A 15,106-nucleotide genomic window follows, 5' to 3' on the forward strand; every position below is an offset into this window, starting at 1 on the left:
TAGCTTGCTCCCATGACCTTCACGCACACCCCGGGCACACCCCAGGACCGGCCCGCCGCGGGCGGCGACCGCCGGCGCTGGTTCGCTCTCGCGATCGTGATGACCGCGGCGTTCATGGACCTCGTCGACGTCACGATCGTCAACATCGCGGTCCCGTCGATCCAGCGGGACGAGGGCGCCTCCTTCAGCCAGATCCAGTGGATCACCGCCGGATACGCCCTCGCGTTCGCCGCGGGCCTGATCACCGGCGGGCGGCTCGGCGACATCCACGGGCGCAAGCGGCTGTTCCTCGTGGGCATCGGCGGCTTCACGCTCGCGTCCGCGCTGTGCGGCTTCGCGGTGAACCCGGAGATGCTGGTCGCCTCCCGCGTCCTCCAGGGCGCCATGGCCGCGCTGATGGTGCCGCAGGTGCTGTCGATCGTGCACGCGACCTTCCCGGCGCACGAGCGCGGCAAGGTGTTCGGGCTGTTCGGCGCGATCGTCGGACTGGGGGCCGTCTCCGGTCCGCTGCTCGGCGCCCTGCTCACCGAGTGGAACCTGTTCGGGCTGGAGTGGCGGCCCATCTTCCTCATCAACCTGCCGGTCGGCATCGCCGGTCTGGTCCTCGGCAGTCGCTTCATCACCGAGTCCAGGGCCCCGCGCGCCCTCAAGCTGGACCTGGTCGGCGTCGCGCTGGTCACCCTCGGTCTGTTGATGCTGGTCTACCCGCTGACCCGGGGCCGTGAGCTGGGCTGGCCGCTGTGGGGGTACGTGTCGATGGGCGGCGCGTTCGTGGTCCTCGCGGTGCTGGTGGCGTACGAGCGGCGCAAGAGCGCGCGGGACGGGTCCCCGCTGGTCGAGCTGTCGCTGTTCAAGGTGAAGAGCTTCGCGGCGGGCATCGCCGTGCAGACCGTCTTCGGCGTCGGCCTCGGCATCTTCTTCCTGGTGTGGACGCTCTACATGCAGGTGGGACTGGGCTGGAGCCCGCTGCGGTCCGGTCTGACGGGTGTGCCGTTCTCGCTCGCGGTGTCCACGGCGGCGGGGCTGTCGGTGCAGAAGCTGGTCCCGCGCTTCGGGCGCAAGGTGCTCCAGGCGGGCGCGCTGGTGATGGCGGTCGGGGTGCTGCTCTACATCTGGGAGGCCGGGCGGTACGGACTCGGCATCACGTCCTGGCAGATGGCGTTGCCCCTGGTCGTCATGGGTGCCGGCATGGGCCTGATCGTCGCCCCGCTGACGGACGCGGTGCTGTCCCAGGTGCCGCGTGAGCACGCCGGTGCGGCGTCCGGGCTGATCAACACCGTGCAGCAGATGGGGAACGCGCTCGGACTCGGCCTGGTGTCGGTGGTCTTCTTCGGCGCGATGGACGACCACCTGACCAGGGCCGGCATCGGCCCGGCCTACGCGGACGCCTTCCAGAACGCGCTCGGCTGGGTGGCGGCGGTGCTGGGCGTCATCTTCCTGCTGATGTTCGCCCTCCCCGCGCGGCCGGCCCAGCACGTGGAGGGGGCCGAGGCGCAGGAGGAGGCCACGGAGGGGGGGAAGGAGCCCGCCCTGGTCTGAGGACGGGCCGGTCTGTGGGGGACGGGGACGGGGTGGGCCCGGCACTTCGGTGCCGGGCCCACCGGCGTGCGGATGCCCGCTGCGGATGCCCGCGTGCGGATGGCCGCGTGTGGATTCCCACGTGCGGATGCCTGCGTGTGGATTTCCGACCCGGTCACCCGGGGGTGCCCGTACGTGCCCGGTTGTGTCTGATCGTTTCCGCTTTCTGGTTTACTTTCCGGAAAACCGCGCGTAGCCTCCCCTGAAACCACACGTTCGGGCACAAGGTGGAGGTGAACAGGCATGTACGCACCGGAGCGGCAGCAGGAGATCCTCCGGCTCGCCCGGGACGGCGGCCGGGTGGACGTCGTGTCGTTGGCCGAGGAGTTCCAGGTGACGGCCGAGACCATCCGCCGCGACCTCAAGGCCCTCGACCGCGCCGGTCTGCTCCGCCGGGTGCACGGCGGCGCGATCCCCGCCGGGCGCCTCGACTTCGAGCCGGACCTCGCCGAGCGCGAGTCCACGGCGGCCGGCGAGAAGGAGCGGATCGCCGAGGCGGCCCTCGCGGAGCTGCCCTCCGACGGCACGGTCATCCTCGACGCCGGTTCGACGGTGGCCGGCCTGGCCGCCGTCTTCCCCCCCGAGGCACAGCTCACCGTCGTCACCCACAGCCTGCCCATCGCGGCCCGCCTCGCCGACCACCCCGGCATCCAGCTCCACCTGGTCGGCGGGCGCGTGCGGCACCGTACGCGCGCCGCCGTGGACGCCTGGGCGCTGCGCGCGTACGGCGAGATCCGCGCCGACGTGCTGATGGTGGCCGCCAACGGCTTCTCCGCCGAGCACGGCCTGACCACCCCCGACCTCGCCGAGGCCGCGGTCAAGCGGGCCGCGGTCGCGGCGGCCCGGCGCGTGGTGCTGCTCGCCGACTCCTCCAAGCACGGCCAGGAGCACTTCGCCCGCTTCGGCGCCCTGAGCGACGTGGACCTGCTGATCACCGACAGCGGGCTGAGCCCCGAAGACGCCGCCGCCATCGAGCGCGACGGCACGGAAGTAGTACGCGCATGATCCTCACCGTCACCCCCAACCCGTCGCTGGACCGCACCTACGAGGTGCCCTCACTGGACCGCGGCGAGGTCGTCCGCGCCACCGGCGAGCGGGTCGACCCGGGCGGCAAGGGGGTGAACGTCTCCCGTGCGGTCACGGCGGCCGGGCGGCGCACCGTCGCGGTGCTGCCCCTCGGCGGCGCACCCGGCGCACTCGTCGCCGACCTGCTCGACGCCCAGGGCATCGAGGTCGCGCCGGTGCCCGTCGCCGGGGCCACCCGCTCCAACATCGCCCTCGCCGAGGCCGACGGCGTCCTGACGAAGATCAACGCCCCGGGCCCCGAACTGTCGGCGGCCGAACAGGAACTGCTCCTGGAGACCGTACGGCGGCAGTCGCGTGGGGCCGATTGGATCGCCTGCTGCGGCAGCCTGCCCCGCGGCCTCGCCCCGTCCTGGTACGCCGCCCTCGTCGCCCGCGCGCACGCCGCCGGGGTCCGCATCGCCCTCGACACCTCCGGGCCGGCCCTGCGGGAGGCGCTGCGCGAGCGGCCCGACGTGGTCAAGCCCAACGCCGAGGAGCTCGCCGAGGTCGTCGGGCGCCCGCTGGCCACCGTCGGCGACGCCCTGAAGGCCGCCGAGGAGCTGCGGGAGCTGGGCGCGCGTGCCGTGCTCGCCAGCCTCGGCGCCGACGGGCAACTGCTCGTGGACGACGCGGGCACCTGGTTCGGCAGCGCCCGCGTGGACGCCGTACGCAGCAACGTCGGTGCCGGTGACTCCTCCCTCGCCGGATTCCTCGTCGCCGGCGGCGGCGGACCCGAGGCGCTCGCCTCCGCCGTCGCGCACGGTGCCGCGGCGGTCCGGCTCCCCGGCAGTGTCATGCCGACGCCGGCCGACCTGGACCCGGCCGCGGTGACGGTCACCGACCGGGTGCCGGTGGACCGCGCGCTGACGGAGCCGGTGTCATGACCGGCCCGCGAGACCCCGGCCCGCATCCGGACCCGCACCGCGGTACCCCCGCCCGCGGCACTCCCCACCGCACCACCCCTCCCCGCAGTCCCTCCGTCCCCACCCTCGCCCACCACCCCGCGTTCCGGGCGATACGCGCGCTAAGGAGCCCGCGATGAGCGACATGATCACCGCGGACCTGGTCGACCTCGACCTGTCCGCCGACACCAAGGAAGCGGCGGCGCGCGCCCTGGCCGCACGCATGGTGGCCCGCGGCCGGGTGACCGACCTCGAGGGCTTCCTCACCGACGTGGCCGCCCGCGAGGCACAGATGCCGACCGGCCTGGACGGCGGCATCGGCATCCCGCACTGCCGCAGCGAGCACGTCACCGAGCCGACCCTCGCCTTCGGCCGCAGCGCGCTCGGCATCGACTTCGGCGCGGCGGACGGCCCGGCCGACCTGATCTTCCTGATCGCCGCTCCGGCGGGCGCCGACGACGCCCACCTGACGATCCTCTCCGCACTGGCCCGGCAGCTGATGAACGCCGACTTCACGGCCGCGCTCCGCTCGGTGGGCGACGCCGAGACCGCCGCGGCGCTGATCCGCGGGGAGGCCCCCGACGGCGAGGAGGACTCCGTGGCGGTCCCGGCGGCGGCCTCCGCCGGGACCGCCACGGGCAGCACCGGCACCGGTGCCGGGGAGGGCGCCGAGGCCCGCACCCCGGGCGGCACGGAGAACGGCGCCGAGGACACGGCGGAGCCCGGGCGGCCCTTCCGCATCGTCGCCGTCACCTCCTGTCCCACCGGCATCGCGCACACCTACATGGCGGCCGAGGCGCTGGAGAACGCGGGCCGCGAGGCGGGCGTCGAGATCGTCGTCGAGACGCAGGGCTCGGCCGGCTTCACCCGCCTCGACCCGGCGGTGATCGAGGCGGCGGACGGCGTGATCCTCGCCCACGACGTGCCCGTGCGCGACAAGGACCGCTTCGCCGGGAAGGCCACCGTCGACACCGGCGCCAAGGCGGCCGTCAACCGTCCCGGCGAGCTGATCGCCGAGGTGCGCGGCAAGGCGGCCCGCGGCGAGGTCACCTCCGCCTCCCCGGGCGCGACGCCCGTCGAACGCGGCGGCGAGCCCGGCGAGGGCTACGGCACCAAGCTGCGCACGTGGCTGATGTCGGGCGTCAGCTACATGGTGCCGTTCGTCGCGGCGGGCGGCCTGCTCATCGCGCTCGGCTTCGCGATCGGCGGCTACGAGATCAACAAGGCGCCGTCGGTGATGGACCACTTCGTGTGGACGCAGGCCGACAGCTGGGCGGCACTGCTGTTCCAGGTCGGCGGCGTGGCGTTCGGCTTCCTCGTCCCGGTCCTGGCCGGTTACATCGCCTACGGCATGGCCGACCGGCCCGGCCTCGTCCCCGGCTTCGTCGGCGGATCGATCGCGTTGACCATCGACGCGGGCTTCCTCGGCGGCCTGGCGGCCGGTCTGATCTCCGGTGCCGTGGTGATGGCGATCCAGCGGGTGCGGGTCCCGGCCGCGCTGCGCGGCATCATGCCGGTGGTGGTGATCCCGCTGATCTCCTCGGCGGTCGTCGGCTTCCTGATGTTCGTGGTGATCGGCAAGCCCATCGCGTCCGCGCAGAAGGCGATGACCGACTGGCTGAGCGGTCTGTCCGGCGCCAACGCGGTCCTGCTCGGCGCCCTGCTCGGCCTGATGATGTGCTTCGACCTCGGCGGCCCGGTCAACAAGGTCGCCTACGCCTTCGCCACGGCCGGCATCGCGGTCAGCGACCCGAGCGACTCGGCGATGAAGATCATGGCGGCGGTCATGGCGGCCGGCATGGTCCCGCCGCTGGCGATGGCCCTGGCCACGACCGTGCGGGGCCGTCTGTTCGACGCCACCGAGCGCGAGAACGGCAAGGCCGCCTGGGTGCTGGGCGCCTCCTTCATCTCCGAGGGCGCGATCCCGTTCGCCGCGGCCGACCCGCTGCGGGTCATCCCCTCCTCGATGGTGGGCGGTGCGCTCACCGGCGCCCTGTCGATGGCCTTCGGCGCGACGCTGCGGGCCCCCCACGGCGGCATCTTCGTGGTCCCGCTGATCGGCAACCCGCTGCTCTACCTGGTCGCCGTCGCGGCCGGCGTCTGCGTCACCGCGGCCCTGGTGATCGTCCTGAAGGGCCTGCGCAAGCAGGCGCCGGGAGCGGCCGCGCCGGGCACCGGCGACGCGGACCCGTCGGCCTCGACGGCCGGGACGCAGCAGCCGGTGGCGGCCTGAGTCACCGCGGCAGCCGGGCCGGGTCCGACGAGGACCCGGCCCGGCTGCCGTACGACCGGCCGGTGACGGCGGTTCAGGACACCTGCGCCGCGCGCCGCTCCATGGCCCGGCGGGCCGTGTCCTCGCTGACGTACACCTCGCACATGTGCCGCCCGTCGGGCGTGGCCGTGTGCTCGACCTCCCACAGGGAGACCTCCGTGCCGTCCCGCAGCAGGAAGGCGTGCTCGTAGAGCGAGAAGCCGACGGCGGGGCGACCCGTGCGGCCGGGGCCGCCGAAGGCCTGCGTGATCTGGTGCGCGGACGCCGTCGACAGCAGGGCGGCGGTGTCCGCGCCGGGCCGGTCCGCGTTCTCCGCGCGCCGCAGCAGCCTGCGGGCGTGGTCGGCGGAACCGCCCTGGACGTAGACGTGCCGCGGGGTGGGGATCGGCGACAGCTGCACCGGCACCGGCAGTTCGAAGTCCGGGGTGTCCGGCGGCAGGGCCAGCCTCCCGGTGGCGGCGCGCAGCTCCTCCTCGTCCACGTACACCTCGTGCTGCGCCTCGCCGCCCGGGGCGGTGTTGTGGACGAGCTCCCAGAGGGTGAGTGCCGAGCCGTCGGCGAGCAGCCACGTGTGCCGGTACGTCTCGCGGTGCAGCCCCGCGCTGTGGTGCGCGGAGTGCAGCGAACCGTCGTGCGCCAGCGCGCAGTCCAGTTGCCGTATCGTCTCGTCGGGCAGCTCGAACGAGTTCAGGGCGCGGCCGAGCAGTCGCATGAGGTGCTCCTCCGGAGACTCGGGCGACTCGGCTGGTTCGTACGCTGCCGTCTCGTACGGAACGCTCAAGGTTTCTCCCGGCGTTGCTGCATGTCACCTGGTGGGTGCATACCGTAGCCCCTCGGTCGGACATCATGTTCGGGATCCGGGAAAACGTACGCAGGAAAAACGCGCGGGCCGCGCGAGGAGTTCCCGCGCGACCCGTCGTTCCGTCAAAATTAGCTGCTCAGAGGCCCGGTCGGCCGACAGGGGCCGGGATCAGAGGGCGCTGCCCGCGACCCACTCGCTCCAGCCCATGTTCCAGCCGTTGAGGCCGTTGTCGGGCGCGATCGTGTCGTCCGGGGAGTTCTTGACGACGACGACGTCCCCGATGAGCGAGTGGTCGTAGAACCACTTGCTCGGCGTGTCGCCCTGCCCGCCCTGCACGTCCCGCAGTCCCACGCAGCCGTGGCTGGTGCCCTGGCGGCCGAAGGGCGGATTGCCCGGCAGGTACCAGTAGTTGCCGTGGATGAACGTGCCGCTGCTGCTCAGCCGCATCGCGTGTGGCACGTCCGGGATGTCGTACTCGCCGCCGAAGCCGACCGTCGAGCCGTCCATGTGCGTCTGCAGCGACTTCTCGGAGATCACCATCTGCCCGTTGTAGGTCGGGTTCTCGGCGCTGCCCGCCGAGATCGGGATCGACTTGACCGTCTTGCCGTCGCGCACCACCGTCATGGTCTGCGTGTTCACGTCGACCGTGGAGACCTGCGAGCGGCCCACGGTGAAGGTGACGGTCTTCTTCTGGACGCCGAAGACGCCGTTCGCGCCCTCCACCCCGTCCAGGTCGATCTTCATCGTGACCTTGGAGCCGGCCTTCCAGTAGTCGTCGGGCCGGAAGTCGAGCCGCTGCGAGCCGAACCAGTGCCCGACCACCTCCTGGCCGCTGCTGGAGGTGACCGTGATGTGCGACTGCACGGCCTTCTTGTCGCCGATCTCCTTGTCGAACGTGAACGACACCGGCATGCCCACACCCACCGTGCTGCCGCCGTCCGGGGTGTACGTGCCGATGAAGCTGTTGTCCGAGGAGACGGTGGTGAAGGTCGAGTCGGCCGCGGCCGGCAGTCCGTCCGCGTCCTTCGCGGTCGCGCTGATCCGGTACTTCGTGCCGCGCTCCAGCTGCTCCTTCGGCTTCCAGCTCGTGCCGTCGGCGGACACCGAGCCCGGTACGGCCGTGCCCGTCCCCGCCACCGTCATCCTCACGTCGGTCAGCCGGCCGTCGCTGACCTTCACGCCGGTCGCGTTGATCGACGCGCCGGTCGACCCGTCCTTCGCGGAGATCACGACCTTCGCCACGGAGGTCTTGACCGAACCGGTGCCGTCCTTGCCGTCACCGCCGCTCTTGTCGTCGGCGCTGGCACTGCCGCCACAGGCGGTGAGGGTCAGGGCGCCGACCACGAGGGCGGCACAGGCCACCAGTGCACGACGCGCTGATATGTCCTGCGTAGTCACGGGCTGCTCCAGGTTCAGGTGATGTGCGTGTCCGCTTCGACCCTGAAGAGCGGACCGGCGGCCGACGGGGTTCCCACCGGCCGCCGGAAAGGCCGATCGGTGACAGAACCGCGACAATCGCCCCTCCCCGCCCGGAACTTGCCTCCGCCGCACCCGGCCCCTCCCGGCCCCGGCACCGCGGGCGACCTGCCTCTACGACACCCCGCGCCCGTCCCCGTACAACTCGCCGTACGCGGGCCAGGACCCGCCCGGCCCGTCCACCGGACCGGCGGCGCGCACCGCGCGCACGACGGCCCGCGTCACCATGTCCGCGCCCGCCGCCAGCACCTCGTTCAGCGCGAGCGGTCCCGTCGCGTCCAGCGGGCGCTCACCGGTCGCCAGGGCGAACACCGTGTCCCCGTCGTTGAGCAGGTGCACCGGCCGCACCGCCCGTGCGATGCCGTCGTGCGCCGTCCCGGCCAGCTTCTGCGCCTGAGCCTTGGACAACCCGGCGTCCGTGGCGACCACGGCGACCGTGGTGTTGAGCGGAGGCGGCGCGTTCCGCGCCGCGACCTCGGCGAGGCGCCGCCGCGCCGCCTCGTGCACGTCCGCCGCCGGATACTCCACGCGCCCTCCCTGGAACAGCTCCCCGTACAGCACCCCCGTCTCCGGATCCATCGCCGACCCCGCCGCGTTGGCCACCACCAGCGCGCCCACCGTGATGCCCGACTCCAGCACGGTGCTCGCCGTACCGACCCCGCCCTTCAGGAGCCCCACCACGGCACCCGTGCCGGCTCCGACCCCTCCCTCGGCCACCCGCGCGCCCGGAGCGCTCGCCTGCGCCGCCTCGACGGCCGCCCGCCCGGTGGCGGCGTCCGGCCTGGCCCGGAAGTCGCCGCCGCGCCCCAGGTCGAAGACGCAGGCGGCGGGCACCACCGGCACGACGTGCGCCGGGCCGGGGCCGACCCGCACCCCGCGTCCCCGCTCCTCCAGCCAGGCCATCACCCCCGACGCCGCGTCGAGCCCGTAGGCGCTGCCACCGGTCAGCACCACCGCGTCGACCCGCTGCACCAGATTGCGCGGATCGAGCGCGTCGGTCTCCTTGGTGCCGGGGCCACCGCCGCGCACGTCCACGGCGGCGACCGCCCCGCCCTCGGGCGCGAGCACCACCGTCGTCCCCGTGAGCCACCCGTCGCCGATGCGCGTCGCGTGTCCCACCCGCACCCCGGCGACGTCCGTCACTGCGTCAACTGTCATGCCCCCAGTGTCGGCCGGGCTCCGGCACCCCGGCCGGTGACAGGCGGGACGGGCAGGCGGGCGGCGGGCCCCGGACGGCCGCCCGCCGCCCGTGGCCGGGTCAGGCGGCGGGCGGGGTGCCGTGGAACGGCGTCCTCGTCCCCCGCTGCGGCAGGCCGGCGAGAGCCGTCAGCGTCACCCCCGTCGCCACGGTCAGCGCCAGGACGATGCCCGCCACGAGCACCGCGGCGTCCCCGAGGAACGTGCAGCCGATCACCAGCAGCGCCGCGGTCGGCAGGACCAGTTGCTGCGCGATGCCCACCTTGAAGTGGCGGGCGTGCAGCACCCACACCGTGATCAGGTACATCGCCGTCGGCAGGGTCACCGCTGCGGACGCCGCGAGGCTCGAGATGTGCGCCTTGCCGACCGCCTGTTCCACCGCCACCTCCAGCCCGGCCCCGATCGCCGCCGCCGAGGCGAAGACCAGGTAGTGGCCGTAACCCCACACGAACGCCTGCCTGCTGGAGCGCAGGTGCCCGTGGACGGGCACCACGAAGTAGATCCACCAGGCGGCGAAGACGATCAGCAGTCCGCCCACCGCGATCGGCAGCAGCTCGCCCAGCGCGTCGTTCTCGTCGATGCCCGACTTCACCGCGACCGTGGCGGCGGCGATCGTCTCGCCCAGCACGATGATCGTGAACAGCCCGTACCGCTCGGCGATGTGATGCGGGTGCCAGGACGACTGGTGGTTCCTCTCCGCGAGCGTCGGCACGCACAGCTCCAGCAGCGCCATCACCAGGAACAGCCACGCACGGCCGGCTTCGGGCACGAACAGCAGCCCCACCCAGCCGATCTGGCAGAGCAGCACGCCACCGGCGTACCTCAGCGTCATCGCGCGCTCCGCCGGTCCCGCACCGCGCGCCGCGCGCAGCCACTGCGCCGACATGGCGAGCCGCATGATCAGATAACCGATCACGATGACCAGGAAGTCGTGGTCCTCGAAGGCCGGGGAGATACCGGCGGCGAGCACCAGGACACCGGCGATCTGCACCAGGGTGACGATCCGGTAGAGCACGTCGTCGTTGTCGTACGCCGAGGCGAACCAGGTGAAGTTCATCCACGCCCACCAGATGGCGAAGAAGACCATCGCGTAGTAGAGGATCCCCTGGCCGGGGTGGCCCTCGGCGACGGCGTGCACCAGCTGGACGCCCGCCTGGGCGACGGCCACGACGAAGCACAGGTCGAAGAAGAGCTCCAACGACGAGGCGACGCGATGGGCCTCGTGACGGGGCCGGGCCGTGAGCCTGCGCAGCGGCCGGTGGCCGGCGGCCGGGGCGGAGGACTCGGGCGGGGGAGGGGGACTGGACGTCATGGGTCCCAGCACAGCAGAGACGAGGCGGAAGTGCTCGTGCGGGGCGGGCCGTACCCTGGGAAGCATGAGCACCGCCCCCGAACCCGAGGCCCGCGCGCCGAAGCCCGCGCTGGTCTTCGACGACCCGCTCGACCAGCAGTCCTCCGACGACACCGACCGGGGATGGGGCGAGCGGCCCGAGGCCGACAGCGCCGCCGACCTCAAGCGCTTCCTCGACGAGAAGCCGCCCCACCACCTGTGATCCGCCCGCGCGGCGGGCGTTCGCGCTGAGGGTCGTGGCCGCTAGGGGCGGTCGTGGCCCGAACCGCGCTGGGCGACCAGCGCGTCGCGGATCTCCTTGAGCACCTCCAGCTCGGTCACCTCGATGACCTCCTGCGTGCCCTCCCGCGCCTTGCGGCGGGCTTCCTGACGGGCCAGGTACTTCGACATGGGCAGGACCATCAGGAAGTAGACGACGGCCGCCGTGATCACGAACGTGAGGGTGGCGCCGAGCACCGATCCCCACAGGATGCGCACGCCGGTCGCGCTGTCGCCCGTACCCGTGCACGGGCCCTTGAGGCAGGAGCTGTAGCCGTCCAGGTTCTGCGTGCCGAACGCGCCGACCAGCGGATTGATGATTCCCTTCACCACCGAGTTGACGATGTTGGTGAAGGCGGCGCCGATGACCACCGCGACTGCCAGATCGACGACGTTCCCGCGCATCAGGAAGGCCTTGAAGCCCTGCCAGATGCTCGGTTCCTTCTTCGCGCTCACCTCGGGGGCACTCCTCACATGACCAGGTTGTGGAACAAAACGCTCCGCAACCTACGCCGACGCCCGGCGGTGCTGTCCAGTCCGGTCCCGCCGGCGAGGGACTCGGCGGGCTCAGCACAGCGTCACCGCGAGCCGCGCCCGGGCCCCCGCGCCGACCAGCCGGTGCGCGGTGGCGGGCGGCACGGCGAGCACGACCAGCGCCCCGGCCTCCGGCACCCCGCCCTCCGGGGCCGCCCCCGGGTCCGGGTCCGGCACCTTCACCACCCGCGCTCCCCGCGCGATCACCGAGGCCCCGTCGCCCGAGCCCTCCTCGGACGCGACGACGTCGACCCGGTCGCCCGGCGCCAGCAGCCGCACGGTCGCGGCGTCGGCGATCCGCACGGGCGCCGCCACCGGCCGCGCGGCCGGCCGTTCCCGCGCCCGGTCGGACACCGGATGCCCGCGCGCCCGGCCGTCGTCCTGCGCCCCGGCGCCCGGATGCGGGCCGGCCGCCACCAGCGCCGCGGCGGTGACGGCGAGACCGGCGGCCACGGCACGCCGCCGGTGCCGTACGAGCCGGTGCAGCTGATGGCGTCCGCCGCGCACCCGCAGGGGAGCGAAGTGCGGCACCTCGCAGGTGGGCGGGGCCTCCGCGCCGAGCGGCTGCGGGAAGGGGACGGCGGAAGGGGACACGGTGACCACCACCTGTGACGAGGGATCGGCTTGCCGCACCCACGATGAGGCGTCCCACCGTCCCCCGCCGGAGCCGGTGGACCACCGGCCGGCTGTGGAAAACTCCCTCACCCGATCGGGACGTTCCGCCACCCGATCGGGAGTTGAGCCACCGAGCCGGACGCTGCCGCTGCCGCTGCCGCTGCCGCTGCCGCTGCCGCTGCCGCTGCCGCCCGCCCGTCAGGGCAGCGCGATCCCCGGGTCCATCCCGCCCAGCGCCTGTCCGCACCGGCAGTCCCGCTCCCCGGCCGCCGGCAGCGCCGCCACCGCGTCGAACAGCACGCCCCGCAGCCGGTCCACGTTGGCCGCGAACACCCGCAGCACCTCCTCGTGCGAGACGCCTTCGCCGCTCTCGGCCCCGGCGTCGAGGTCGGTGACGAGGGTCAGCGAGGTGTAGCAGAGCTCCAGCTCACGGGCGAGTGCCGCCTCCGGGTGGCCGGTCATGCCGACCACCGACCAGCCCTGCGCCCGGTGCCACGACGACTCCGCACGGGTGCCGAAGCGCGGTCCCTCGACCACGACCAGGGTGCCGCCGTCGACCGGCTCCCAGTCCCGGCCCCGCGCCGCCTTCAGCGCGGCCGCCCGGCCGACGGGGCAGTACGGGTCGGCCAGCGACACGTGCACCACGTGGGGCACCGTGCCGTCGGGCAGCGGCATCCCGTCGAAGTACGTCGACGGGCGGGACAGCGTCCGGTCGACGAACTGGTCCGGGACCAGCAGCGTGCCCGGTCCGTACTCGGGGCGCAGCCCGCCCACCGCGCACGGACCGAGCACCTGGCGCACGCCCATCGAGCGCAATGCCCACAGGTTGGCCCGGTAGTTGATCCGGTGCGGCGGCAGATGGTGGCCGCGCCCGTGCCGGGGGAGGAAGGCGACCCGCCGGCCGGCGACCTCGCCGAGGAAGAGGGAGTCGCTGGGCGGCCCGTAAGGGGTGTCCACCTGGACCTCGGTCACGTCGTCGAGGAACGAGTAGAAACCGGAGCCGCCGATCACGCCGATCTCGGCGTTCACCTTGTTCGCCATGCCCGCACCCTAGCCGCCTCCCGGATCGGGCAATGCCGAAGACCCTGCCGTCGGACGACGGCAGGGTCCCGGTGAGAAGCGCTACGCGGCGGTGGTGCTCGAGGAGGAGCTGCCGGAGCTCGACGACGAGGCCGAGCCGGACGACGAACCCGAGTCCGACGAGGACGACGAGGAGGACGTCGAGGCAGACTTCGAGGACGACGCCGGCGAGCTGCTGGACGAGCTGCCGCGGCTGTCGTTGCGGTAGAAGCCGGAGCCCTTGAAGACGATGCCGACCGCCGAGAACACCTTCTTCAGGCGGCCCTTGCAGTTCGGGCACTCGGTCAGGGCGTCGTCGGTGAACTTCTGCACCGCCTCGAGGCCCTCGCCGCACTCGGTGCACTGGTACTGGTACGTCGGCACTGTCTTCCTCCTGGCACTCTCACTCGATGAGTGCTAACGACGATCCATAGTGACGCATTCCCGGGGTTCAGTCCACTGTGGCGGGCGAGCGGTGACCGACGCCACGTGCGACCGTCCGGCCGCGGGGCGGTGCCGCCAGCTGCGAGCGCAGGGTCACCAGCACCGCCAGCGCCAGCACCGTGCCGCCCATCGGGACCAGGAATCCGGCGCCGCCCCACAGGCGGTCCTCCAGCTGTCCGGCGACCGTGACGGCCGCCGCCTGCCCGAGCGCCACGGCGCCGGTCAGCCAGGTGAAGGCCTCGGTGCGGGCTCCCGCCGGGACCAGGTCCTCGACCAGCGTGTAGCCGGTGACCAGGGCGGGCGCGATGCACATGCCGACGAGCAGGCCGAGGCCGGCCAGCACGAGCACGGAGTGCGCGGCCCACAGACCGGAGGCGGTCAGGGCGAGGGCGGTGTAGCCGACGAGGAGGCGCCGCTGCGGGGCCACCTTCCAGGCGATGGCACCGCAGGCCAGGCCGGAGAGCATGTTGCCCGCGGCGAAGACGCCGTACAGGACGCCGTTCATGCCGGGCTCGCCGATCGACTCGGTGAACGCGGCCAGCGAGACCTGCATGCCGCCGAAGACCGAACCGATGCCCAGGAAGATCACGGCCAGCACGCGCACGCCGGGCACGCGCAGCGCCGGGACGTGGTCCACGCGCGCGTGGCCGCCGTCGCCGCCGGCGATCCGCGGCTGGGTGCCCTTCTGGGCGGCGAACAGCAGACCGCCCACGAGGGTCAGCGCGGACTCGGTGACCAGGCCGGCGGCCGGGCCCACGCCGGTGCACAGGGCGGTCGCCAGCAGCGGGCCGAGGACGAAGGTCAGCTCGTCCGTGACCGACTCGAAGGCCGCGGCCGTGCTCATCAGGGGGGTGCCCCCGAGCTTCACGCCCCAGCGGGCGCGCACCATGGGCCCGATCTGCGGCACCGAGGCGCCGGTGGGCACGGCCGCCGCGAACAGCGCCCACAGGGGGGCGTCCGAGAGCGCGAGGAGGGTCAGCGTCAGGCCGGACGCGGTGTGCACGAGCACGCCGGGCAGCAGGACGGCGCGCTGCCCGAAGCGGTCGGCGAGCCGGCCGCTGTAGGGGGCGAACAGGGCCATGGAGACGCCGGTGACGGCGGCGGCGGCGCCCGCGACGCCGTAGGAGCCGGTGGTGTGCTGCACCAGCAGCACGATGGAGATGGTCAGCATGGCGAACGGCTGGCGGGCCGCGAAGCCGGGAAGCAGGAACGTCCAGGCGCCGCGGGTACGCAGCAGTTGTCCGTATCCGGGGCGGGAGGGCGCGTCGTGCCGCGTCCCCTCCGGCGACTTCTTCGACGGGGTGACCGTGGATGCCACGGCCGTGCCTTTCTGCCGCCTGGTAGCGCCGGTCCCGCCTGGTGGCTGTTGGCCGTGCGGGAGCGCCGAGAGCTGTCCTCTTGCGCGGACTGCGGTAGATACCGGAGCCCGCTCAGCGGGGCGTTCCGGCCGCCATACGGTCGCGCCAGCTCTGCGTCAGGCAGAGTTGGTTCGATCAGGTGCCGCCTTCATCGTACAGGGGCCGGGCGGGTCGGCTCCTGTGAAAGCGAGCACC

General features: G+C 73.3%; 14 protein-coding genes. 5 read left to right on the top strand and 9 right to left on the bottom strand.

Annotated features, from left to right (window positions below; genetic code table 11):
* Nucleotides 1–12: 12 nt before the first annotated feature.
* From ACGF3H_RS20035 to ACGF3H_RS20050, 4 genes are all read left to right on the top strand, one after another.
* A complete protein-coding gene (locus ACGF3H_RS20035; RefSeq protein WP_362499572.1) occupies nucleotides 13–1,539 on the top strand; it encodes an MFS transporter in 1,527 nt (508 codons plus the stop codon).
* 282 nt (nucleotides 1,540–1,821) lie between these two features.
* Nucleotides 1,822–2,583 carry a DeoR/GlpR family DNA-binding transcription regulator gene (locus ACGF3H_RS20040; protein ID WP_362499570.1) on the top strand — a complete coding sequence of 254 codons (762 nt, stop codon included), beginning with the start codon at nucleotides 1,822–1,824 and terminating at the stop codon, nucleotides 2,581–2,583.
* Nucleotides 2,580–3,527, top strand: a complete 948-nt coding sequence (pfkB, locus tag ACGF3H_RS20045; protein WP_362499568.1) for a 1-phosphofructokinase — start codon at nucleotides 2,580–2,582, stop codon at nucleotides 3,525–3,527. The genes ACGF3H_RS20040 and pfkB overlap by 4 nt, the downstream gene beginning before the upstream one ends.
* A gap of 154 nt (nucleotides 3,528–3,681) precedes the next feature.
* The gene (locus tag ACGF3H_RS20050) at nucleotides 3,682–5,778 is read left to right on the top strand and encodes a fructose-specific PTS transporter subunit EIIC (protein ID WP_362499566.1); all 2,097 of its coding nucleotides are present in this window, start codon (nucleotides 3,682–3,684) and stop codon (nucleotides 5,776–5,778) included.
* 73 nt (nucleotides 5,779–5,851) lie between these two features.
* On the opposite strand, the gene ACGF3H_RS20055 is transcribed toward ACGF3H_RS20050, so the two are convergent.
* From ACGF3H_RS20055 to ACGF3H_RS20070, 4 genes are all read right to left on the bottom strand, one after another.
* Nucleotides 5,852–6,598 carry a DUF6227 family protein gene (locus ACGF3H_RS20055; protein WP_362499564.1) on the bottom strand — a complete coding sequence of 249 codons (747 nt, stop codon included), beginning with the start codon at nucleotides 6,596–6,598 and terminating at the stop codon, nucleotides 5,852–5,854.
* Nucleotides 6,599–6,787: 189 nt separating this feature from the next.
* The gene (locus tag ACGF3H_RS20060) at nucleotides 6,788–8,017 is read right to left on the bottom strand and encodes an Ig-like domain-containing protein (protein WP_362499563.1); all 1,230 of its coding nucleotides are present in this window, start codon (nucleotides 8,015–8,017) and stop codon (nucleotides 6,788–6,790) included.
* Between the two features lie 192 nt (nucleotides 8,018–8,209).
* A complete protein-coding gene (locus ACGF3H_RS20065) occupies nucleotides 8,210–9,253 on the bottom strand; it encodes a P1 family peptidase (protein ID WP_362499561.1) in 1,044 nt (347 codons plus the stop codon).
* Between the two features lie 100 nt (nucleotides 9,254–9,353).
* Entirely contained in the window at nucleotides 9,354–10,604 is a 1,251-nt protein-coding gene (locus ACGF3H_RS20070) for a low temperature requirement protein A (RefSeq protein ID WP_362500098.1), read from the bottom strand.
* 64 nt (nucleotides 10,605–10,668) lie between these two features.
* On the opposite strand from ACGF3H_RS20070, the gene ACGF3H_RS20075 reads away from it, so the two are divergent.
* Entirely contained in the window at nucleotides 10,669–10,845 is a 177-nt protein-coding gene (locus ACGF3H_RS20075) for a hypothetical protein (RefSeq protein ID WP_362500097.1), read from the top strand.
* Nucleotides 10,846–10,886: 41 nt separating this feature from the next.
* Here the strand turns inward: ACGF3H_RS20075 and mscL are convergent, their stop codons facing one another.
* The 5 genes from mscL to ACGF3H_RS20100 all read right to left on the bottom strand — a co-directional run bounded on the left by mscL (nucleotide 10,887) and on the right by ACGF3H_RS20100 (nucleotide 14,871).
* Entirely contained in the window at nucleotides 10,887–11,357 is a 471-nt protein-coding gene (gene mscL / locus ACGF3H_RS20080; RefSeq protein WP_362500096.1) for a large conductance mechanosensitive channel protein MscL, read from the bottom strand.
* A gap of 111 nt (nucleotides 11,358–11,468) precedes the next feature.
* Nucleotides 11,469–11,966 carry an RcpC/CpaB family pilus assembly protein gene (locus ACGF3H_RS20085; RefSeq protein ID WP_362500104.1) on the bottom strand — a complete coding sequence of 166 codons (498 nt, stop codon included), beginning with the start codon at nucleotides 11,964–11,966 and terminating at the stop codon, nucleotides 11,469–11,471.
* A gap of 282 nt (nucleotides 11,967–12,248) precedes the next feature.
* A complete protein-coding gene (locus tag ACGF3H_RS20090) occupies nucleotides 12,249–13,091 on the bottom strand; it encodes an S-methyl-5'-thioadenosine phosphorylase (RefSeq protein ID WP_362500095.1) in 843 nt (280 codons plus the stop codon).
* Between the two features lie 81 nt (nucleotides 13,092–13,172).
* Nucleotides 13,173–13,493, bottom strand: coding sequence for an FmdB family zinc ribbon protein (locus tag ACGF3H_RS20095; RefSeq protein WP_362500094.1), 321 nt, complete (start codon nucleotides 13,491–13,493; stop codon nucleotides 13,173–13,175).
* A 67-nt stretch (nucleotides 13,494–13,560) separates the two neighbouring features.
* Complete coding sequence (locus tag ACGF3H_RS20100; RefSeq protein WP_362500093.1) at nucleotides 13,561–14,871, bottom strand: MFS transporter; 1,311 nt, start codon at nucleotides 14,869–14,871, stop codon at nucleotides 13,561–13,563.
* Between the last annotated feature and the right edge of the window lie 235 nt (nucleotides 14,872–15,106).

It is taken from the genome of Streptomyces sp. NPDC048185, assembly GCF_043202495.1.
Lineage (GTDB): Bacteria > Actinomycetota > Actinomycetes > Streptomycetales > Streptomycetaceae > Streptomyces.

Bases quoted from the DNA above. Each gene is read 5' to 3' on its own strand.
- ACGF3H_RS20075 (WP_362500097.1), top strand. From the start codon at position 10,669: ATGAGCACCGCCCCCGAACCCGAGGCCCGCGCGCCGAAGCCCGCGCTG.
- pfkB (WP_362499568.1), top strand. From the start codon at position 2,580: ATGATCCTCACCGTCACCCCCAACCCGTCGCTGGACCGCACCTACGAG.
- ACGF3H_RS20040 (WP_362499570.1), top strand. From the start codon at position 1,822: ATGTACGCACCGGAGCGGCAGCAGGAGATCCTCCGGCTCGCCCGGGAC.
- ACGF3H_RS20050 (WP_362499566.1), top strand. From the start codon at position 3,682: ATGAGCGACATGATCACCGCGGACCTGGTCGACCTCGACCTGTCCGCC.
- ACGF3H_RS20090 (WP_362500095.1), bottom strand. From the start codon at position 13,091: ATGGCGAACAAGGTGAACGCCGAGATCGGCGTGATCGGCGGCTCCGGT.
- ACGF3H_RS20065 (WP_362499561.1), bottom strand. From the start codon at position 9,253: ATGACAGTTGACGCAGTGACGGACGTCGCCGGGGTGCGGGTGGGACAC.
- ACGF3H_RS20070 (WP_362500098.1), bottom strand. From the start codon at position 10,604: ATGACGTCCAGTCCCCCTCCCCCGCCCGAGTCCTCCGCCCCGGCCGCC.
- ACGF3H_RS20035 (WP_362499572.1), top strand. From the start codon at position 13: ATGACCTTCACGCACACCCCGGGCACACCCCAGGACCGGCCCGCCGCG.